At 34.4% G+C, this 19,840-nt stretch carries 19 protein-coding genes; 7 read left to right on the plus strand and 12 right to left on the minus strand.

Annotation, left to right across the window (positions count from 1 at the left end):
* Nucleotides 1-77: 77 nt before the first annotated feature.
* Nucleotides 78-611 (minus strand): peptide-methionine (S)-S-oxide reductase MsrA, encoded by a 534-nt coding sequence (gene msrA / locus C245_RS0120660; protein ID WP_017498521.1) that lies wholly within the window; start codon nucleotides 609-611, stop codon nucleotides 78-80.
* Between the two features lie 180 nt (nucleotides 612-791).
* On the opposite strand from msrA, the gene C245_RS0120665 reads away from it, so the two are divergent.
* Nucleotides 792-2,279, plus strand: coding sequence for an aminotransferase class V-fold PLP-dependent enzyme (locus C245_RS0120665; RefSeq protein WP_017498522.1), 1,488 nt, complete (start codon nucleotides 792-794; stop codon nucleotides 2,277-2,279).
* A 22-nt stretch (nucleotides 2,280-2,301) separates the two neighbouring features.
* Here C245_RS0120665 and C245_RS0120670 read toward each other — a convergent pair whose 3' ends face one another.
* From C245_RS0120670 to C245_RS0120690, 5 genes are read right to left on the minus strand one after another with little or no spacing between them, the layout of a single operon-like run.
* Nucleotides 2,302-2,781, minus strand: a complete 480-nt coding sequence (locus C245_RS0120670) for a nuclear transport factor 2 family protein (protein ID WP_017498523.1) — start codon at nucleotides 2,779-2,781, stop codon at nucleotides 2,302-2,304.
* Nucleotides 2,782-2,833: 52 nt separating this feature from the next.
* On the minus strand, nucleotides 2,834-3,361 hold the full coding sequence (locus C245_RS0120675; protein WP_017498524.1) for a hypothetical protein: 528 nt from the start codon (nucleotides 3,359-3,361) through the stop codon (nucleotides 2,834-2,836).
* A 10-nt stretch (nucleotides 3,362-3,371) separates the two neighbouring features.
* Nucleotides 3,372-3,848 (minus strand): hypothetical protein, encoded by a 477-nt coding sequence (locus C245_RS0120680; RefSeq protein ID WP_017498525.1) that lies wholly within the window; start codon nucleotides 3,846-3,848, stop codon nucleotides 3,372-3,374.
* A 6-nt stretch (nucleotides 3,849-3,854) separates the two neighbouring features.
* Complete coding sequence (locus tag C245_RS0120685) at nucleotides 3,855-4,532, minus strand: peptidoglycan DD-metalloendopeptidase family protein (protein ID WP_017498526.1); 678 nt, start codon at nucleotides 4,530-4,532, stop codon at nucleotides 3,855-3,857.
* Nucleotides 4,533-4,536: 4 nt separating this feature from the next.
* Nucleotides 4,537-5,202 (minus strand): spermidine synthase, encoded by a 666-nt coding sequence (locus tag C245_RS0120690; protein ID WP_017498527.1) that lies wholly within the window; start codon nucleotides 5,200-5,202, stop codon nucleotides 4,537-4,539.
* Nucleotides 5,203-5,265: 63 nt separating this feature from the next.
* Here C245_RS0120690 and C245_RS0120695 point away from each other — a divergent pair, with 63 nt between their 5' ends.
* Nucleotides 5,266-5,817, plus strand: coding sequence for a 1-acyl-sn-glycerol-3-phosphate acyltransferase (locus C245_RS0120695; protein WP_017498528.1), 552 nt, complete (start codon nucleotides 5,266-5,268; stop codon nucleotides 5,815-5,817).
* A gap of 85 nt (nucleotides 5,818-5,902) precedes the next feature.
* On the opposite strand, the gene C245_RS0120700 is transcribed toward C245_RS0120695, so the two are convergent.
* Nucleotides 5,903-6,364: a helix-turn-helix transcriptional regulator gene (locus C245_RS0120700; RefSeq protein WP_017498529.1), complete on the minus strand. Its 462-nt coding sequence runs from the start codon at nucleotides 6,362-6,364 to the stop codon at nucleotides 5,903-5,905.
* Between the two features lie 312 nt (nucleotides 6,365-6,676).
* On the opposite strand from C245_RS0120700, the gene C245_RS0120705 reads away from it, so the two are divergent.
* The 4 genes from C245_RS0120705 to C245_RS0120720 all read left to right on the plus strand — a co-directional run bounded on the left by C245_RS0120705 (nucleotide 6,677) and on the right by C245_RS0120720 (nucleotide 11,592).
* Nucleotides 6,677-7,831: a M14 metallopeptidase family protein gene (locus tag C245_RS0120705; RefSeq protein WP_017498530.1), complete on the plus strand. Its 1,155-nt coding sequence runs from the start codon at nucleotides 6,677-6,679 to the stop codon at nucleotides 7,829-7,831.
* Between the two features lie 77 nt (nucleotides 7,832-7,908).
* A complete protein-coding gene (locus tag C245_RS0120710) occupies nucleotides 7,909-8,388 on the plus strand; it encodes an Lrp/AsnC family transcriptional regulator (RefSeq protein WP_008468989.1) in 480 nt (159 codons plus the stop codon).
* Nucleotides 8,389-8,478: 90 nt separating this feature from the next.
* Complete coding sequence (locus C245_RS0120715) at nucleotides 8,479-11,064, plus strand: phosphoenolpyruvate carboxylase (RefSeq protein WP_017498531.1); 2,586 nt, start codon at nucleotides 8,479-8,481, stop codon at nucleotides 11,062-11,064.
* 12 nt (nucleotides 11,065-11,076) lie between these two features.
* Nucleotides 11,077-11,592 carry a DinB family protein gene (locus tag C245_RS0120720; RefSeq protein ID WP_017498532.1) on the plus strand — a complete coding sequence of 172 codons (516 nt, stop codon included), beginning with the start codon at nucleotides 11,077-11,079 and terminating at the stop codon, nucleotides 11,590-11,592.
* 270 nt (nucleotides 11,593-11,862) lie between these two features.
* On the opposite strand, the gene recQ is transcribed toward C245_RS0120720, so the two are convergent.
* The 5 genes from recQ to aroB form a co-directional block, all read right to left on the minus strand.
* The gene (gene recQ, locus C245_RS0120725) at nucleotides 11,863-13,971 is read right to left on the minus strand and encodes a DNA helicase RecQ (protein ID WP_017498533.1); all 2,109 of its coding nucleotides are present in this window, start codon (nucleotides 13,969-13,971) and stop codon (nucleotides 11,863-11,865) included.
* 136 nt (nucleotides 13,972-14,107) lie between these two features.
* Nucleotides 14,108-14,512, minus strand: a complete 405-nt coding sequence (locus tag C245_RS0120730; protein WP_017498534.1) for a hypothetical protein — start codon at nucleotides 14,510-14,512, stop codon at nucleotides 14,108-14,110.
* A gap of 7 nt (nucleotides 14,513-14,519) precedes the next feature.
* Entirely contained in the window at nucleotides 14,520-15,488 is a 969-nt protein-coding gene (locus tag C245_RS0120735; protein ID WP_017498535.1) for a deoxyhypusine synthase family protein, read from the minus strand.
* 105 nt (nucleotides 15,489-15,593) lie between these two features.
* A complete protein-coding gene (locus C245_RS0120740; protein WP_017498536.1) occupies nucleotides 15,594-16,997 on the minus strand; it encodes a decarboxylase in 1,404 nt (467 codons plus the stop codon).
* Between the two features lie 298 nt (nucleotides 16,998-17,295).
* Nucleotides 17,296-18,363 (minus strand): 3-dehydroquinate synthase, encoded by a 1,068-nt coding sequence (gene aroB, locus C245_RS0120745; RefSeq protein ID WP_017498537.1) that lies wholly within the window; start codon nucleotides 18,361-18,363, stop codon nucleotides 17,296-17,298.
* 272 nt (nucleotides 18,364-18,635) lie between these two features.
* On the opposite strand from aroB, the gene C245_RS0120750 reads away from it, so the two are divergent.
* Complete coding sequence (locus C245_RS0120750; RefSeq protein WP_017498538.1) at nucleotides 18,636-19,805, plus strand: proline dehydrogenase family protein; 1,170 nt, start codon at nucleotides 18,636-18,638, stop codon at nucleotides 19,803-19,805.
* Nucleotides 19,806-19,840 lie beyond the last annotated feature (35 nt).

A 19,840-nucleotide genomic window follows, 5' to 3' on the forward strand; every position in this document is an offset into this window, starting at 1 on the left:
ATAATCTTTCTCTGATTTCAGATTAAAACGAGTTCTGTTTGTATTGTGTTATTTTAAAGTATGATAAAAATGTCTGCTTAATCCATTAATCGGTCGGCGTACATTTTTTTTAATTTATGAACTTTAGGATCAATTACGATCTGGCAGTAACGTGCATCCTGATTGTTGTTGTAGTAATTTTGATGGTCTGTTTCAGCTTCATAAAAAACTTCAAAAGGAACGAGCTGCGTTACAATCGAGTCTTCATAAAAAGCTTTTACTTCTTCAAAAACCTTTTCGGCAATCGCTTTCTGTTCTTCACTATGATATAAAACAATCGAGCGATATTGTGTCCCGCTGTCCGCACCCTGACGGTTCAGGGTGGTAGGATCATGACTTGTCATAAATATGAAAATTAGGTCATGGTATGAAATTATGTCAGGATTAAAAACAACTTGTATGACTTCTGCATGGCCGGTTCTTCCGGTACATACTTCACGGTAGGGTGGATTTTTAATAAAACCACCCGAATATCCTGATTTTAAGGATTCGACTCCCTTTAAACGCTGAATTACAGCTTCAATACACCAAAAACATCCTCCACCAAAAGTGGCAACTGATAAATTCCCCATAAATAGTATTGTTCAAGTTTTAATGTCCTATTAATCCGATAGAATATTGTGATAAATTATAAGTAAAAAGACAGTTAAAATAAAGATATCAAACAGTTTTTTAGTGTTTGAAGTTTATAATTGATAAATTCGCAATTCTATAAAAAAGCAATATATTTGCAATTAAATTCAGGCACACTAATGAACAGCAAAAATAGTACCATCACTTTAGAAACCTATTTCCAGGATTTTAGAAAGAATATTGTAGGAATTAATCAGGAGTTTTCTTCTCCGTTTGGCAAAAAGCAGATTATTTATACCGATTGGACTGCCAGCGGAAGGTTATATCGACCTATTGAGGAGAAAATTCTTAATGAATTCGGGCCTTTTGTAGCCAATACACATACAGAGACTACAGTGTCAGGTACTGCCATGACAAAAGCTTATCATCATGCCAGATCGATCATCAAGCGTCATACCAATGCGAGCAATGATGATGTTTTGATCACAGATGGAACCGGAATGACGGGTGTTGTCAATAAATTTCAGCGTATTCTGGGGTTGAAAATCCCTGAGAACCTAAAAGAGTGCACTGTTGTTCCTGCTGAAAAGCGCCCAGTTGTTTTTATTTCTCATATGGAGCATCACTCCAATCAAACCTCCTGGTTGGAAACCATTGCGGATGTTGAAATTATTCCATCTTGTGAAAAAGGACTTTTTTGTCTGGATAATTTAGAGCAACTGTTAGAGAAATACAGCGAAAGAACTATTAAAATTGCTTCTATTACCTCCTGTTCGAATGTTACAGGTTTAAAAACACCGTTTCACGAAGCTGCAAAATTGATGCACAAGCACAATGGTGTTTGTTTTGTTGATTTTGCCTGTTCAGGACCTTATGTCGAAATCGATATGCATCCTGAAGATTCAGAAGCATACCTGGACGCAATTTTCTTTTCTCCACACAAATTTTTAGGAGGTCCCGGAACTTCAGGGGTTTTAATTTTTAATAAAAAGTTATACAACAATATGATTCCCGATTGTCCTGGTGGAGGCACAGTTAGCTGGACCAATCCATGGGGCGAACATAAATATATCGACAACATTGAGGATCGTGAAGATGGTGGTACTCCAGGTTTTCTTCAGGTAATTAAAACGGCGTTAGCAATTGAGCTAAAAGAAGAAATGGGAATCGAGAATATTCTACAACGTGAACATGAGATTGTAGAGTATGTTTTTAATGAACTGGACACTGTTTCCAATATTAAAATTCTGGCAGGCCAACATAAAAACCGTTTAGGGGTTGTTTCGTTTTTTATTGAAAATCTTCATTTCAATTTAGGAGTGAAATTACTGAATGACAGATTCGGAATTCAAACTAGAGGAGGATGCAGTTGTGCGGGAACGTATGGGCATTTTCTATTGCACGTAGATCAGGAAACATCTAATAAACTGGTGAATGAAATTACGATTGGAGATTTAATTAAAAAACCGGGATGGATCAGAATGTCAATTCATCCAACTACTACCGATAAAGAAATTGCTTTTGTTTGTGAAAGCATTAAAGATTTAGCGAAAAATCATGAGGAGTGGGCTTTGGATTATTCCTATAATAAAGATACGAATGAATTTGTTCACAAGAACGCCGGTTCGTTTGAAGACGATTTAGTGGCCGGATGGTTCAAATCGTAAAAATACATAAATCAGACAGGTTTTAAGAACCTGTCTGGTTTGCCTGAAATTTTTTTAAGGACAAGAGTGCCTGTTCTTGAATTTTTCCTTGAAAAAAGCCTGTCCAGCCCATTAAATATCCGGTAAAACCGAAAGCCTGTTTCGACCATTTCCAAACATCAAAATTGTCTGTGTGTTTGATAATCAGACCATCCTGAAAAGCAAATTCAGCAGAAATACGATTGATTACCTTTCTATTGGTTTTGCTAAAATTATAAGTTGCAACCCATTTAGCACTGCCCGAAGAATCATCGGCTTTAATATCTGAAAATTCGATTTTAATGTTGCCTTTACTTTTCAAAATCAACATTTCCCACATTTTAGAAACCTGCTCTTCTTTTAGTAAACCAAAAGCCGGATCGATAAAATGAATTTTTGGATGGTAACATTCGCTCATTGTTTTAGCATCGGCATTGGCAAAAGCAGTATAGAATTTTGTAATTAAAGCTTCATTCGAATTCATAAAAATGTTGTTTAGATTATAAATATAGAATTTATTGTACTAAAAAAAGCACTTACAGTACACTAATTGCGGCTGCAGTGTCAAAAGTTTTTTTAGATTTATCGAATGCTGTCGAAAAGTACGCCATTTTGTTCAAAGCAGTAAAGTAACCGGTTTGGTCACCAAAAGCGGCTGTATTGTTCCCTTTAATGATAAATCGGATGGCTTTAATGTCTGTTTTCTTTAGTTTTACCATTTCGGCAGGGGTGAAATAGTAATAAGCAGTAGTTTTTCCGTCAAGGGTTTCTTTGATGTTTTTGTCCACACAAGCAATTACATCTCCGTTAACAAGGTCAACATATACGCCTCCTGAGATTTGAGTTTTATCATTAGAAATTCCTATTGATAGTTTTAAAACCCCTCCTTTATCTGTTTTCGCAATCTGAACTTCCGTTTCGCCGGTAAATACATATTTTTCACAAATAAAAGTATAATTGGTTGTTGCCGGAAATGGTTTAGAACCTTTTATACTTACGGTTTGCTGTGCATTTATGAAACCGGAAATTAACAATACGATTAAAAGAGGCAGTTTTAAATTCATAGGTTTTACTTTATTGATCTGTTACTTTTGAGTCAAATTTTTCGTCCCAATCCATTGATTTTATAGCTGAGATCAGATTGTCTTCATTTACAAAAATGCGCAATTCTTTATTGGCTACTTTTTTGGTGTACAGCGCATGATATCGATAAATAATCTCTTGCTTTGTTCTGTAAACACCGTCCAGTTTTAAATCGATGAAACTTCCATAGTATTGTCTGAACCTTTGACAGGTTTTGGTCAGACGTTCTTCGGTCGTATTCTCCATTACCGATTTGGTGACTTCAGTCTCGTTAAAAGGTTTGAATTTTGAGGAATTGCAGGTTTCCAGCACCCTTTTTCCTAATTCATACGCTTTTTTCTGCTGATTGGAATTTATTTCGGCAGCAGTGACTTTCTTGATCTTTAAATCTTCAGTATCTCTGTGGATTGTTTTCGATTTACATCCCAATAACAACAACAAACATATAATCAATCCTGCTTTCTTCATAACTATTTAAGTAATTTTTAATAATAAGTTGGGGTCAGGGCAATTTTCAATGTAAAAGTTCAAATCGTTGGTATTGCATACTCCCGGATAATCACCGGAATAGTTTTCGATGTTTCGAATAATTTGAAAGTGTACGTGTGGAGGATAGTCTCCGTTAACGGACGAACTTCCCAAGGTTCCAATCTTTTGACCTTTACTAAAAAATGTCCCAACACTGAGGTTCTCTATACTTTCTAACGATAAATGTCCGTATAAAGTATAAAATTTCTCATTTTCTATCCGATGCTCTAAAATAATGGTCGGACCATAATCGCCTAAGCCTATATTGTTTTTAAAGCTGTGTACTTTTCCGTCAAGCGGTGCCAAAACTGCTGTGTCTGCTTTTGTCCATAAGTCCAGTCCTATATGAATGTTGCGTTCCGGAATAGAATTGTTTTTAAAAATGGCACTGCGTTGATAAAGAGTTCTTCCTTCAATATAACCGCCAAAGGCCACTTCGGCATCATTTTTTTCTAAGTAGTCTGAAATAAAACCTTCAAATTCCTGGGTACAGGTAGGTTTAAAATCAGCAAGTTCCTGATTGGTTACGGATAAATCTAAAGGGATGTATTTTGAAATATCAATGGTGGAATCTATTATTTTAGTGGGAGGTAAGGCTTTTAAAATAGAGGCAAGAGGTTTCATAAATTTAAACTACTTTTTCGATAATTATTAATTCATTGTGAGCTTCAACTCGTGGGAGCATTTTTGATGCAAACAGTTTGGGGTCAATTTCAGAAATGTATTTTCGGTTTCGAACATTATGCGCTTCATCTAAAATCATGGTATTAAATAAAACAAATCCGTGATTTTGCAATAAGGAACAGATACGTTCGCTAAAAAAACGTTCGAATAAAAAATTTGGCATTTTGATATCTTCAAAAATATCAATAATAATTAAATTATATTTATTTTTTGTCTTTAAAACAAACTCAAATGCGTCATCAATTACCACTTCCAGTTGTTTGATTTCATTCAGATTGAAATACTCATTGGCTATTTTAATCATTTCGGGGTCAATTTCTACTCCGGTAATTTTACCTTTATACTGAATTTCGTCCACCAAAGTTTTTACTACACTTCCTCCGGCAACTCCCAATAATAAAATATGATTCATTTTAAGAATGGCATCGTATCCAATATTTCGAAGACCATACCTTAAGATACGTTGCAGGCTTCCATAAGAGTAATTTGTATTTTCAGAATCAAGGACCAGTTCGCCGTTGGCCCAGGTAACTTCGATGATTTTGCTTCTTTGTGATTTTTTTTTGAATATTTTTATAGGAACAATATAACTGAACAATTTTTGGATCATTTTAAATGCTTTTACTCAAAAATACCACTTTAAATCTTTTATTTTGCAGTAAAAAAGTAATTAATGAAAAAGCGATTGTACAAATTCATTTTTTTTAAGCTAATGGGCTGGAAAATAGTAGGGATTGAAAATGCTGAAGTGAAAAAATGTGTGATGATGGTAATGCCGCATACAAGCAATCATGATTTTTATTTAGGAATTTTTACTCGTGGAATTTCTGGTTTGGAGATGAATTGGGTAGGAAAGAAAGAATTATTCCGCTTTCCGTTTGGATATTATTTCAGAAATGTAGGTGGAGAGCCGATAGATCGTACTGGCGGATTGAATAAAGTAGAATCAATTGCTGCGATTTTTGACCGTAAAGAGGTTTTTCGCCTGGCTGTAGCTCCTGAAGGGACTCGTAAAGGTGTTAAAGAATTAAAAAGCGGTTTCTACTATATTGCCCTTAAGGCAAATGTGCCCATTATTCCTGTCGCTTTTGACTGGGGGAAAAAAGAAGTCAATTTAGGAAAGCCATTTCTTCCAACGGGAGATTATGATTGTGATTTGAGTGTGTTGAAAAAACACTATGACGGAGTTTTCGGTAAAATTCCTGAAAATGGATTTTGGAGTTGATTTTTTTTACTGAAAATTCCATTGCGCGAGAATCGCTTAAATGAAAAATAATTTTAAAGTTTTTTAAATACTCAAAAAAATCAAACTAGGGAACGTAAGTCTTAAAAGTTCCGTTTTTATAAAATACTACTATTTTTTCGATTTCATTTTCTGCGGCATTCAAATTTTGATTTTTAATTTCTGCAGAGGATGCATTTTTCGTTTTTGTATTTTCTGATAAAGAATTTCCTGAAGCAGAATTTTCGTCTAATGGAATAGGGGAATGGGATTTTGTAAATTCTGACACCGATTCATTTTTTTTTAGATCGGCATTGTCTTCTGTTTTTGGAAAATTTCCTGTACCATTTAAAATCCAGTACAAATCGATTTCAGGAAAAACCTCCAAAATCTTGAGTACAAAATCTAAGCTGGGTTTGTTTCTGCCGGAAAGCAGGTGAGACATACTGGAACGCTGAACTCCGATTCGATCTGCGAAAGAAGAAGCATTTAAGCTGTAATAATCTAGTATAATTTCAAGCCGTTTTACAAAATCGTCGATGTTTACCATTGTAAATTACTGTTTAGAAATTCGTTGTTTACAAATGTAATCAAAAGCAGTACGCAAAACAATTTAAGAGTTGAAAATCTTCAATTAAGTCTTGAAATAGTGTATTTATTACTTTAAGTTGTTGTGGTTAATTTATTGAAAAGTAAATAATTGAATTTTAAAAATTATAGTTATGGCTAATATTTATTGATGACAAGAAAGTCGCTTTAGAAACAGGGTGAAAACTGTTTACAATTCTAAATTAATTTGTTTACAAATCATTTACAATTGTAAAAATAAAGATGTTTACTTTTGTAAACTAATCAAAATAAGATGAATTTAGAAGAATTATTTCACCAGTATAAAGAACGAACTATAGAAGGGCGTTATCTGACTTTAGATCATATTCAGCCGTTATTAGAGCAATTAAATACAAACAATCAAGTAGAGATTATTGGTAAATCGGTTTTAGGAGAACCCATTTATAGTTATCAAATTGGGAGCGGTCCAACACGTATTTATCTTTGGTCTCAAATGCACGGAAACGAAAGTACCACTACAAAAGCACTATTTGATTTTATAAATGTGCTAAACAGCGGTTCTGAATTTGCAGAGAAGATGCTAAAAAACTTTACTTTTTACAGTATTCCAATGCTAAATCCTGACGGAGCAAGATTGTATACGCGTGAGAACGCCAATAAAGTAGATTTAAATCGTGATTCGCAAAATCTCACACAGCCGGAAAGCAATATTTTAAGATCGGTATTTGAAGCTTTTAAACCGCATTTCTGTTTTAACCTGCATGATCAGCGTACTATTTTTGGGGCTGGTGAAACCGGAAAACCAGCAACGCTATCGTTTTTGGCTCCTTCGTATAATGAGGAGAGAGAAGTTAATGAGAACCGTTTAAAGGCTATTAATGTAATTGCCGGAATCAATGATGTTTTACAGCAATATATCCCCGGGCAGGTCGGACGTTTTGATGACTCATTTAATATCAATTGTATAGGAGATACATTTCAGCATTTGGGAGTCCCGACAATCTTGTTTGAGGCGGGTCATTTTCCTGATGATTACGAGCGTGAAATCACGCGAAAGTTTTTATTCTTCTCACTTGTTTCGAGTTTTCAACTGATTAGCGAAAACGATTTAGTTGATAATAGAATTAATGATTATTTGAATATTTCACAAAATAAAGTGGTTTTTTATGATTTTATGTGGAAAAATATCAAAATAAATTATGATGGTATCGAAATTATTACGAATTTTGTCGCACAATACAAAGAGGAATTGATTGAAAATAAGATTCATTTCAATGCTTACATAGTTGAAGTAGGCGATTTGGAAAATTATTTTGGACATTATGAATACGATGCAAAAGGTGCTAATTATTCTGATGACTTTGGTAGTTTTCCGAAATTGAATCAAAAAGCAGATTTTTGTTTAGATAAAAATGTTAAATTTGTTAACGGGTTGATAAAAAGTTAGATTTTTTGTGAATTTGTTGTTTTTTATATATATTTTTATACTTTGTAATAGCAATTAGTAATATTAATTAAAGAATTATGAGTAAATTTCGTTTAGATGAAGTAGATCACCAGATTTTAGATATGTTAATAGACAATACGAGAGTTCCGTTTACTGACATTGCTAAAAAACTATTGATATCTGCTGGTACAGTGCATGTTAGAGTAAAAAAGATGGAGGACGCAGGGATAATAATGGGATCTTCATTAGCCTTAGACTATGATAAGTTAGGGTATTCATTTATTGCTTATGTGGGTGTGTTCCTTAATAATACGTCTCAAACTAAATTTGTATTAGAGCGAATCAATCAGATTCCGTTCGTAACAGTAGCTTCTGTAACGACAGGAAAATTCAATATTTTTTGCAAAATTAGAGCAAAAGATACTAAGCACGCGAAAGAAGTTATCTTTATGATTGATGATATTGACGGTGTTTACAGAACAGAAACTATGATTTCATTAGAAGAAAGTATAAACGATAAGAAGCGTTTGATGCATACTATTTTTAAAAATATGTAATATTTTCTTGAATGCTATATCTAAATATAACCTCAAGTTTATTCTTGGGGTTTTTTTATGACCAATTAACCAACCAACTACCCATAAATTATGTACACGTTACCAAAAATCGAACGTTTCAATCAGGACGTTCTTTCAAAATACCATATTTACAATAGTGTATTTATAACATTACCTTTTGATTCGATTGACAACACAGGGGTTTTACTTCCTTTATTTACAGATACTTGTGAGACGGGATTTAAAAAGCAGGAAACTCCTAAAGAGATTGTTAATTTCTTCTCTAATAAATTCCTCAATGATGCTTCAGAAAAAGACAAAATCGATTTAATGTTTCGATTTATTCAGTATATCGAACGTCAGATTGTATTGTTTGATGCCATTGAAGATGCTGCTTTTCCGGAAGTTAATAATATGGAAGGGCGTGGTTCGTTGCGTGACATTAAAGAAAAATCGGATGCAAAGGAGAAGAATGAGGAGTTGATTGAGTTTTTAGAAAACTTTAATGTCAGAACTGTTTTAACAGCACATCCAACACAGTTTTATCCAGGGCCTGTTTTAGGGATTATAAATGATTTGAAAGATGCTATTCGTTCAAATGATTTATTAAAAATCAAACAATTGCTGGCGCAGCTTGGAAAAACACCTTTTATTCAGAACGAAAAGCCAAATCCCTATGATGAAGCGGTGAGTTTGATCTGGTATTTAGAAAATGTGTTCTACGCTACCTCAGGGGAAATCGTTCACTACTTGCAAAAAAATATCCTTCAGGGGAGTTCTATTCAGAATCAATTGATAAAATTGGGTTTTTGGCCGGGAGGTGATCGCGACGGAAATCCTTTTGTTACGACCGATATTACTTTAAAAGTAGCAGAGCGTTTGCGTACCTCAATTCTGAAGTGTTATTATATAGAAATGAGAAGTTTAAAAAGAAAGTTAACTTTCTCAGGAGTAGATACTTTGGTTTCTGAACTTGAACATAAGCTTTACCGTTCTGTTTTTTATTCTAAAGGCGAGATTTATATTACTCTGGAAGAATTATTGACACAATTAAACAAAATTAGAACCATAATTATAGAGAAGCATCAATCCCTTTATTTAGATGAACTGGAAGCTTTTTTAGTGAAAATTAATCTATTTGGTTTTCACTTTGCGACCTTAGATATTCGTCAGAACAGTAAAATTCACAATGCTGTATTCAAAGATGTGGTGGATTTTTATCTGAATTCGGGCTCAGAGATATTTCCGAAAAATTACTTTGATTTGTCTGAAGAGGAGAAATTAGGGGTTTTGTCGAAAGTAAAAGGAGACTTAAATTCTGCTGATTTTGAAAATGAAATTACAAGATCTACATTAGAATCTGTTCAGACCATTAAAACCATACAGCAAGCAAATGGTGAATCTGGAGCCAATCGTTACATTATCAGTAATAACGAAAGCGCTTTGAATGTTATGGAAACTTTTGCAATGATTCGTCTGAACAATTGGGAGAATCCGACGGTAGATATTATTCCGCTTTTTGAATCCGTTGATGATTTACAAAATGCACATCAGATTATGGAGCAATTGTATACTAATTCAGAGTATTCTAAACATCTGGAAGCCAGAGGTAACAAGCAGACCATTATGTTAGGTTTCTCTGACGGAACTAAAGATGGAGGGTATTTAATGGCGAACTGGAGTATTTATCAGGCAAAAATTTCATTGACAGAAATTTCAAGAAAATACGGTATACAAGCAATATTCTTTGATGGTCGTGGCGGGCCTCCTGCTCGTGGCGGTGGAAAAACACATAAATTTTATGCTTCTTTAGGACCAAAAATAGAGAATAACGAAATTCAAATTACAATTCAGGGACAAACCATTAGTTCAAATTTTGGAACTTTAGATTCCTGTCGTTATAATATTGAGAATTTATTAAGTGCCGGAGTTACCAATCAGGTTTTTAGTAAAGAAAAGAATGAACTAAGTGTTGAAGAGACTGAAATTTTGACACAATTGGCTGATTTAGGATATGAAAAATACCTGAGTTTCAAGAATCACCCTAAGTTTATTCCGTATTTGGAGAAAATGAGTACGCTAAAATATTACTCAAAAACCAATATAGGAAGCCGACCATCTAAAAGAAGTAAATCAGAATCACTTGATTTTGCTGATTTGAGAGCGATTCCTTTTGTAGGATCCTGGAGTCAGTTGAAGCAAAATGTACCGGGATTTTTTGGGGTTGGTTCAGCTTTGAAATATTTTGAAGAAAGTGGACAGTGGGACAAAGTTCAAAATTTGTATCATGATTCCTTATTTTTCAAAACACTGCTGGAGAATAGTATGATGTCATTGGCGAAATCATTTTTACCGCTAACTGCTTATATGAAAAATGACCCTGAGTTTGGTGAATTCTGGCAAATTATCTACGACGAATTTTCAGAAACCAAACGCCTTTTGCTTAAAATTGCAGGGCATAAAACACTTATGGAAAATTACCCTGATGGTATAGCATCGATTCAGATAAGGGAGCGTATTGTGTTGCCGTTGTTGACAATACAGCAGTATGCTTTGTTGAGAATTAACGAATTGAATAAGGAAAGTGTGGTAGATGAAGAATTGGTCAAAGTGTATGAAAAAATAGTAACAAGGTCACTTTTCGGAAATACAAATGCGAGTAGAAACTCAGCTTAAAAATTATAAAAAATGAACACAGCTTTATTAACAGAAAATGAATATTCTGGCGGATTTGCTAATTACATCAAAGAAGCCGGAGAGGTAAATTTATTTGAAGAACTGGAAATTTCATTGCATGAATTTATCAAATTTGTGCAAAATATCCCGATGGATAAATTTGATTATCGTTATGCAGAAGGAAAATGGACAATAAAAGACATTATCCAACACATTATGGATTGTGAGAGAATTTTTGCTTACCGCGCTTTGCGATTCTCGCGAAATGATAAAACGGCTTTGCCAAGTTTTGAAGAGAATGACTATGCGATTAGTACAGATTCAAATAGCAGAAGTATCCAGAGTTTATTAACGGAACTCTCCGCTTTAAGACATTCTAATTTGTTGTTTTTTAAGAGTTTGTCAGAAGAGCAGCTTAAGAGAATTGGTACAGCTTCTAATCTTCAGATTTCGGTACGTGCTCTGGGGTTTGTAATTATCGGACATCAAAAACACCATCAGAAAGTTTTTGAAGAACGTTATTTGTAGATTTTGTTTTGATATAAAAAATCCTGTAGCGTTTAACTTTACAGGATTTTTTATTTTTTGCATTAAAGGGAGGAATGAATTTTTACCGCCACGACTCAAGCGATAGCGAACAGGCGAAGCAATTCACGGATTTTTTTTGCTTGTGCCATTTCGACTGATAACGAACAGGCGAGGCAAATCATATGCAGGATTCGATAAAGATTGAAGACATTCTGTGCCGAGTTTCTAGTGTGATTTCTCTCTTCGGTCGAAATGACAAAATAATGTGTTTTACTTGTTTCGTTCCACAATTGCAAGTCCCAAGCGAATTTTGTCATAACTCATTTTCTCTTCAAAATAATCAAAGTAGGGTTTTAGAGCGGAGGGGTACTCCAGTTCGATTTGAGCTTTGTGCAATTGTTTGACTTCTTCATTTGTTACAAAAGAACTTAAATCGATTTCCTCACCGTCAAGATATAGTTTGGCTAAGTGAGATATAATTGTGGTATAGCCTAAATTTCTTTTTCCTGCAATTTCCGTGACAGTTTCGCCATTTCTAAAAAGTTCTAAAGTAGTCTTATACGTGTTGCTTTCTTTTTTAACTTTTGTGTTTGTCTTTTTTGCCTTGTGAAATTGAATGATAGCCTTTATAAATTCAGCACCATATCTTTCGAGTTTTGCATTTCCGACACCATCGATAGCAAGGAACTCTTCATCAGTCATTGGTCGTAAGGTTTCCATTTGTCTCAAAGCGGCATCACTAAAAATTACGTAAGCCGGAACTTCTTCTTCCTGAGCAATTTCGTAGCGTAGTTTTCGTAGCGTTTCAAAAAGAGAATTTTTAGCCGTTTTTGTATTGGCTTCTTTTACTTCATTTTTATCGATTACCTTTTTAACGACTGTATTTAGTTTTACTTTTTCTCCTTCAAACAAAACTTTTTTCGCAAAAGACGTTAGTAAAATTTTATTGTGCTGATGGAAGGCAATTTCAAGATATCCTAAGTTGATCAACTGAATTAAGTATTGATTCCAGTCGTACCAGGAAATGTCGGATCCAATTCCGTACGTCTTTAGACTTTGATAATTTTTTTCGTAGATATACGCGTTTCTCGAGCCTCTTAAAAAATCAACAATTACAGCTAACGGCTCAGATTCTTTTAAACGGGCGATTGCAGACAGGGCTTTTTGCGCTAAAATAGTTCCATCAAAAAAGGTGGGCGGATTTTTGCAGATGTCACAGTTACCACAATTTTCTTTTACCAGTTCACCGAAATACGAAAGCAGAATTTTTCGACGGCAGCTTAAAGCATCCGCGTATTGTTTCATTCTTTCTAATTTTGCCAATTGCACATCAGAGTTTAATCCTTCGGAGGCAAATTTTTGTAATTGTATTACATCGGCGTAACTTTCGAACATTACGGTTTCGGCTGGTAACCCATCCCGACCCGCACGTCCGATTTCCTGATAATAACCTTCAATATTTTTGGGTAAATTGTAATGTATAACCCATCGAACATTAGATTTATCGATTCCCATACCAAAGGCAATTGTGGCACAAACCACCTGACAATCATCGTTTATAAAATCATCCTGAGTTTTAGCTCGGATTTTATTGTCAAGTCCGGCATGATAGGCCTTTGCAGTAATTCCATTCTTCTTTAGTTTATCTGCAAGTTCTTCGGTTGTTTTTCTGCTTAAGCAATAAACAATTCCGGATTCATTGGGTTTTTTATCAATAAAATCAACAATTTGTTTGACGCGGTCTAAAGCCGGGCGTACTTCGAGGCTTAGATTTTTTCTGTCGAACGAGGCTACGAACGTTTTTGGATTTCTAAGTTTTAGCTGCTTGATAATATCAGTTCGGGTCGCTTTATCGGCTGTAGCGGTTAAAGCAAGAACAGGAGTAGAAGGGAAGCGGCTCTTTAAATATCCTAAATTAGTATAAGCCGGACGAAAATCATGTCCCCAGGAAGAGATGCAATGCGCTTCGTCAATTGCAATTAGACTGATTGTCAACTCGTTGAAAGCAACGTCCAGATAAGACAAGCTCTCCGGTGCGATGTAAACAAGCTTGAAAGTGTTTGATTTTAAATTGTCTATGTAAAATTGCTGTTCCTGACTGGATTGACTGCTGTTGATGTAGCAGGCATTAATACCATTTGTTTTTAGACTGTCGACCTGATCTTTCATCAAGGCAATTAGTGGAGAGATCACAATTGTGATCCCGGGTAAGACTAAAGCAGGTAGTTGAAAACAGATTGACTTTCCTCCTCCGGTTGGCATAATAGCTAAAGTGTCCTGACCGGAAAGTATCGTAATAATTATTGTTTCCTGATTGGGTCTGAATTTTTCAAATCCGAAATTTTCCTTTAGTTTGGCATGTAGAATTTCTGAAGTCATGGCGTTGATTGATTAGGAAGAAAAAGTAAAAAGCAAATATATAGTATTTTTCTTATTTTTTAAAATAATAGACTTCTGAAGTCATAAAAAAAGGAACTCCAATAGAGTTCCTTTAAATTATCTTGAAAAAGATTGCTTAATCTTCGTCTTCATCATCTTCGTCGTCAGCAATATCTTCTTTGTCTTCGTCGTCATCGTCGTCATCTCCATTGTCAACATCTGGTTTGTCCTGATTGTCATCATCGTCGTCGTCGTCAATATCGTCATCAAGATCAAGACCTTTTACAGGTTCGATTGTATCTACATCTACGTCGATATCATCGTCTTCATCATAATTTTCGATTCTGTCCGCAAGCTTAGTACTAATTTTTACCAAATAAATAGTATCTTCAGTACGAACTTCAACAGCTTCAACTAATTCGTTTTTAGCATTTCTAAAACGGATTACATCCGAATCATCATAACCATCAGGAAATTTTTCTACCAAAAGGTTTAAAATTTCGTTGGTAAGTTTAGCGTAGTCTACTATAACTCTTTTCATATATATCTTATAGATCTAATAAATAAGCAAAAATTAATGGAGCCACAATTGTAGCATCCGACTCTATAATAAATTTAGGGGTTTTGATGTCTAGTTTTCCCCAGGTGATTTTCTCGTTCGGAACTGCTCCCGAGTACGAACCATAACTGGTTGTAGAATCTGAGATTTGACAGAAATAACTCCAGAAAGGAACATCGTGCATTTCCATATCCTGATACAACATTGGTACTACGCAAATAGGGAAATCTCCTGCGATACCACCACCAATTTGGAAGAATCCAATTCCGTTAGCGCTGTTTTTTGGATACCAATCTGCAAGGAAAGTCATGTATTCAATTCCTGATTTCATGGTAGAGGCTTTTAAATCGCCTTTGATTACATAGGAAGCAAAGATATTTCCCATTGTACTGTCTTCCCATCCCGGAACTATGATAGGTAAATTTTTCTCAGCAGCGGCATACATCCAGCTGTCTTTTAAATCAATTTCGTAGTATTCTTCTAAAACGCCTGATAAAAGCATTTTATACATGAATTCATGTGGGAAATAACGTTCTCCTTTATCATCAGCCTCTTTCCAGATTTTGTAGATGTGTTTTTGCAAACGACGGAATGCTTCATGCTCAGGAATACAAGTATCAGTAACACGGTTTAATCCTCTTTCCAATAAAGCCCATTCGTCTTCCGGTGTTAAATCACGATAGTTTGGCACTCTTTCGTAGTGAGAGTGTGCTACTAAATTCATGATATCTTCTTCTAGATTGGCTCCAGTACAAGAAATAATTTGTACTTTATCTTGTCTAATAATTTCGGCAAAAATTTTACCAATTTCTGCTGTACTCATAGCGCCAGCCATACTTACCATCATTTTAGCTCCGTTAGCCAATTGTTGTTCGTATGCTTTTGCAGCATCTACTAAAGCGGCAGAGTTGAAGTGTAAATAATGTTTTTCAATAAACTGACTGATTGGTCCTTTCATTTGTTCTTGTTTTTTTATTTTTTTTGAATTAAAAGTTTAACCTTTTAGTTTATACTGCAAATTAATAATTTTATATTTATTAACATTTATTTAGCAGTATTTTTTTTAAACCTTTTTAGTATATCCTAAAATCTTTAACACATCGTCAGAAGTTTGTTGTTCAGAGAAAACTTCTGTAGCTAAAATGCCATTTTCGTCACGATCTATTAATATATGTTTAGGTTGCGGAATCAGACAGTGGTGTAAACCGCCATATCCTCCAATAGTTTCCTGATACGCACCAGTATTAAAGAAACCAATGTATAGTGGCTTTTCTTTGTTGTATTTAGGCAAATAAATAGCGTTCATATTTTGCTCTGAGTTGTAATAATCGTCACTATCACAAGTCAGGCCACCTAATAAAACCCGCTCGTAAGTATCATTCCAGCGGTTTACCGCCAACATGATAAAACGTTTGTTTATTGCCCAAGTATCCGGCAAAGTGGTAATGAATGACGAATCAATCATGTTCCATTTCTCTCTGTCATTTTGTTGTTTTTGATACAAAATCTGATAGATCGCGCCACCGCTTTCACCTACCGTAAATGATCCAAATTCTGTAAAAATGTTGGGTACATCTACTTCGGCTTCGTCACATGCAATTTTAATCTGATTGATAATTTCATCAATCATATATTGATAATCGTATTCGAATGCAAGAGAGTTTTTAATCGGGAAACCGCCTCCAATGTTTAATCCGTCAAGGGTAGGGCATTCCTTTTTAAGGGCAATGTATACTTTAATACATTTTACCAACTCATTCCAATAATAGGAAGTATCATTTATTCCGGTATTGATGAAAAAGTGAAGCATTTTTAATTCCAGTTTGTCATTCTCCTGAATTTGTTTTTTATAGAACGAAACGATGTTTTTATATCCAATTCCTAATCTTGAAGTATAGAACTCAAATTTAGGCTCTTCTTCGGCAGCAATACGAATTCCAATTTTGAATTTTCCTTTGATTTCAGCCTGAAGTAAATCCAACTCTTCGTAATTGTCAATAATCGGAATTGTGTTTTTATGTCCGTTATTAATCAATCTTGCGATATTACTAATGTATTCGTCTCTTTTAAATCCATTACAGATTACATAAGTACTTTTGTTGATTTTACCATTTTCTAATAAATTCTCAACAATATTTACGTCAAAAGCTGAAGAGGTTTCAATGTGAATGTTATTTTTGAAAGCTTCGTTCATAATGTATTCAAAATGAGAGCTTTTTGTGCAATAACAGTAGTAGTACTTTGCGTCGTACTTATTTTTCTCCATTGATTTTCTGAACCAGGCTTTTGCCTTATTAATGTTCTCTGAAATCTGAGGCAGATAAGTAAACTTTAGAGGAGTTCCGTATTGTTCTACCAATTTCATCAAATCGATGTTGTGAAATTGTAGATTGTCTTTGTTTAATTTGAATTCTTCCTGAGGAAAATAGTATGTTTGATTGATAAGGTCAGAATATTTTGTATTCATTTATTTTTTAATATTTAGGATGTGATATTTAATTTAGATGACGAAAATTCAATCTAAAATTCAAACCCTAATATTAGCAAATATAATTTCCAGCTTTTCGTGTTCTGCTTTCGAGCACAAAAAGACATCAAAACAAAATGGACTTTTACTATTATAAAAACGGTTCAACATTCTTAATAAAGAACTGTTGAGGCGGTTTCTGTAAGAGTTAAAATGTCTTTGTTTACTGTTCGTTTTCATCGTGGCAAATGTAAAAAATAATATATACCTAAAGCAAAGCTTTTTTATTAAAAAAAGTTTAAGATTTATAATCCTGAAACGCGTCTAGAATTAATTTATTTTCAACCGATTGGTTAATTTTTATTTTTCCGATTCCTTCGATTAAGGCAAATTGAATTAAGCCATACTCATTTTTTTTGTCGTGAATCAGCAATTCGAGGATCGGATCGATGTCGTTTTCTTCGATTTTTACATCGTCATAAATACTCTTAATTGCGGTTTTAATTTCGGTATATTCTGCTGCTGAAATTAAGTTTTTCTGTAGTGAAATATAACTTTCCAGTATCATTCCGATCGCAATGGCTTCACCGTGTAATAATGTCGTTTTTGTTTCACTTTCTAAAAAGTAACCTTCAATGGCATGCCCTAAGGTGTGTCCGAAATTAAGGGCTTTACGGATGTTCTTTTCGGTTGGATCCTGAATGACAATATCATTTTTTATCTCTACAGAACGATAAATCAATTCGTCAAAATCAGCGTAATCAATTGAATTTAAATCTAAAAACTGTTTCCAGTAAGCGGAATCGTAAATCAATCCGTGTTTTAGCATTTCAGCAAGACCGGAACGCATTTCGTTTTGCGGCAGCGTTTCAAGATATTGTGTGTCAATTAATACCATTTGAGGTACGTTAATTACACCAATTTGGTTTTTTAAATTTCCTAAATCTACTCCGGTTTTTCCTCCAACAGAAGCATCAACCATAGATAATAAGGTAGTTGGGATATTGATAAAATCTACTCCGCGCTTAAAAGTCGAAGCGACAAAGCCTCCCAAATCAGTTACAACACCACCGCCAAGATTAATGACAAGTGATTTTCTGTCGGCACCAAGTTCTGTCAGGACTTTCCATACTTCAATACAGGTTTCAATATTTTTATTGATTTCTCCTGCTTCAAATTCAATGATCTCAATGGTCAGATCTGTTTCTAATAAAGGTAAAAACTTTGGTAAACAATACTCATTGGTTTGATTATCAACTATAATAAACACGTTTGAATATTTACTTTCTTTTAAGTGATGGTTTAAAGCTTCGTATGCATTTTGGTTAAAATGCACCAGGTAATCATTGGCCTGAATAGATTGCATATCTCTGTCGTTGAATTGAAACCGCAAAATAAGGCATTTTTAACTAAATAATATTCAAAGTTTTGTTCTAATTTGTATTAAAACGAATCATTCTATATAAGGTTTTAAGGTGTTTGTCTGTAATTTTCTTTCAAAAAGATTGTTATGAGGCAAACTCTTGTGTTGCAAGCTGTAAAAATATAACAATATTGTTAATGATATTGAAAAATAGGGTAGTGATTATTGACGAATATTCAAAACTCTATCTATATTTGCATAAAAAACTGACCTTAATGGAAAAAATATTTGATAACACTCAGGTTGCATTTTCGCTAAAAAGTGATACGGAACTTGACAGAGCTTATTTTCTTTTTAAAATGATCGACAGCCAGCCTTTGGTGAGGATAGGAACCGCTGTTACTAATTTTGCTATTAAAGCGCATCTTCCGGTAGAAGGATTGATCCGTGCAACTGTTTTTGACCATTTTTGTGGTGGTGTAAACGAAGACGATTGTATTACAGTGGTAGACAAAATGTTTACTAAAGGTGTTTCATCAGTGTTGGATTATTCAGTTGAAGGAAAAGAAGAGGAAGAGCAGTTTGATGCTGCTTTAGAAATGACTTTAAAAACCATTGAATTTGCAAAAGAACGTCTGGCGATTCCGTTTGCAGTATTTAAGCCAACCGGTTTTGGACGTTTCGAATTATATGAAAAATTAGGAGAGAAACAAACGCTTTCTCCAACAGAACAAGCGGAGTGGGATAGAGTAGTTGCCCGTTTTGATCATGTTTGTGCTGAAGCTCACAGAAAAGATGTGGCTTTGCTAATTGACGGAGAAGAAAGTTGGATGCAGGATGCAGCCGATGATTTGGTTACCGACATGATGCGTAAATACAATAAAGAAAAAGCGATTGTTTTCAATACTTTGCAAATGTACCGTTGGGATCGTTTGGATTATTTGAAAAAACTGCATGAAGTGGCTAAGAATGAAGGTTTCTTTATCGGAATGAAGATCGTTCGTGGTGCTTATATGGAGAAAGAAAACAAACGTGCAGAAGAGAAAAATTACGTTTCCCCAATTTGTGTTTCTAAAGAAGCTACAGATATTAATTATGATGCTGCTATACGTTATATGGCAGAGCATTTGGAAAGCATGTCCATTTTTGCAGGGACTCACAACGAATTGAGTTCTTATAAATTGATGGAAATCATGCAGGAAAAAGGAATTGCGAAAAACGATACTAAAATCTGGTTTGGACAGTTGTACGGAATGAGTGATAATATCAGTTACAATTTAGCAGAGAACGGCTATAATGTTGCAAAATATTTACCTTTCGGACCAGTAAAAGACGTTATGCCTTACCTGATTCGTCGTGCAGAAGAGAATACTTCAGTTGCAGGTCAAACCAGCCGCGAATTATCAATGATTAAAGCAGAACGCAAAAGAAGAAAAGGAAAATAAATTAAAGTAAAATTCCAATATAAAAAATCCCAAAT

The sequence above is a fragment of the Flavobacterium sp. WG21 genome (assembly GCF_000335775.1).
Lineage (GTDB): Bacteria > Bacteroidota > Bacteroidia > Flavobacteriales > Flavobacteriaceae > Flavobacterium > Flavobacterium tructae.

Excerpts from the sequence above, each read along its gene's own strand:
- msrA (WP_017498521.1), bottom strand. The coding sequence starts at position 611 with ATGGGGAATTTATCAGTTGCCACTTTTGGTGGAGGATGTTTTTGGTGT.
- C245_RS0120665 (WP_017498522.1), top strand. The coding sequence starts at position 792 with ATGAACAGCAAAAATAGTACCATCACTTTAGAAACCTATTTCCAGGAT.
- C245_RS0120670 (WP_017498523.1), bottom strand. The coding sequence starts at position 2,781 with ATGAATTCGAATGAAGCTTTAATTACAAAATTCTATACTGCTTTTGCC.
- C245_RS0120675 (WP_017498524.1), bottom strand. The coding sequence starts at position 3,361 with ATGAATTTAAAACTGCCTCTTTTAATCGTATTGTTAATTTCCGGTTTC.
- C245_RS0120680 (WP_017498525.1), bottom strand. The coding sequence starts at position 3,848 with ATGAAGAAAGCAGGATTGATTATATGTTTGTTGTTGTTATTGGGATGT.
- C245_RS0120685 (WP_017498526.1), bottom strand. The coding sequence starts at position 4,532 with ATGAAACCTCTTGCCTCTATTTTAAAAGCCTTACCTCCCACTAAAATA.
- C245_RS0120690 (WP_017498527.1), bottom strand. The coding sequence starts at position 5,202 with ATGATCCAAAAATTGTTCAGTTATATTGTTCCTATAAAAATATTCAAA.
- C245_RS0120695 (WP_017498528.1), top strand. The coding sequence starts at position 5,266 with ATGAAAAAGCGATTGTACAAATTCATTTTTTTTAAGCTAATGGGCTGG.
- C245_RS0120700 (WP_017498529.1), bottom strand. The coding sequence starts at position 6,364 with ATGGTAAACATCGACGATTTTGTAAAACGGCTTGAAATTATACTAGAT.
- C245_RS0120705 (WP_017498530.1), top strand. The coding sequence starts at position 6,677 with ATGAATTTAGAAGAATTATTTCACCAGTATAAAGAACGAACTATAGAA.
- C245_RS0120710 (WP_008468989.1), top strand. The coding sequence starts at position 7,909 with ATGAGTAAATTTCGTTTAGATGAAGTAGATCACCAGATTTTAGATATG.
- C245_RS0120715 (WP_017498531.1), top strand. The coding sequence starts at position 8,479 with ATGTACACGTTACCAAAAATCGAACGTTTCAATCAGGACGTTCTTTCA.
- C245_RS0120720 (WP_017498532.1), top strand. The coding sequence starts at position 11,077 with ATGAACACAGCTTTATTAACAGAAAATGAATATTCTGGCGGATTTGCT.
- recQ (WP_017498533.1), bottom strand. The coding sequence starts at position 13,971 with ATGACTTCAGAAATTCTACATGCCAAACTAAAGGAAAATTTCGGATTT.
- C245_RS0120730 (WP_017498534.1), bottom strand. The coding sequence starts at position 14,512 with ATGAAAAGAGTTATAGTAGACTACGCTAAACTTACCAACGAAATTTTA.
- C245_RS0120735 (WP_017498535.1), bottom strand. The coding sequence starts at position 15,488 with ATGAAAGGACCAATCAGTCAGTTTATTGAAAAACATTATTTACACTTC.
- C245_RS0120740 (WP_017498536.1), bottom strand. The coding sequence starts at position 16,997 with ATGAATACAAAATATTCTGACCTTATCAATCAAACATACTATTTTCCT.
- aroB (WP_017498537.1), bottom strand. The coding sequence starts at position 18,363 with ATGCAATCTATTCAGGCCAATGATTACCTGGTGCATTTTAACCAAAAT.
- C245_RS0120750 (WP_017498538.1), top strand. The coding sequence starts at position 18,636 with ATGGAAAAAATATTTGATAACACTCAGGTTGCATTTTCGCTAAAAAGT.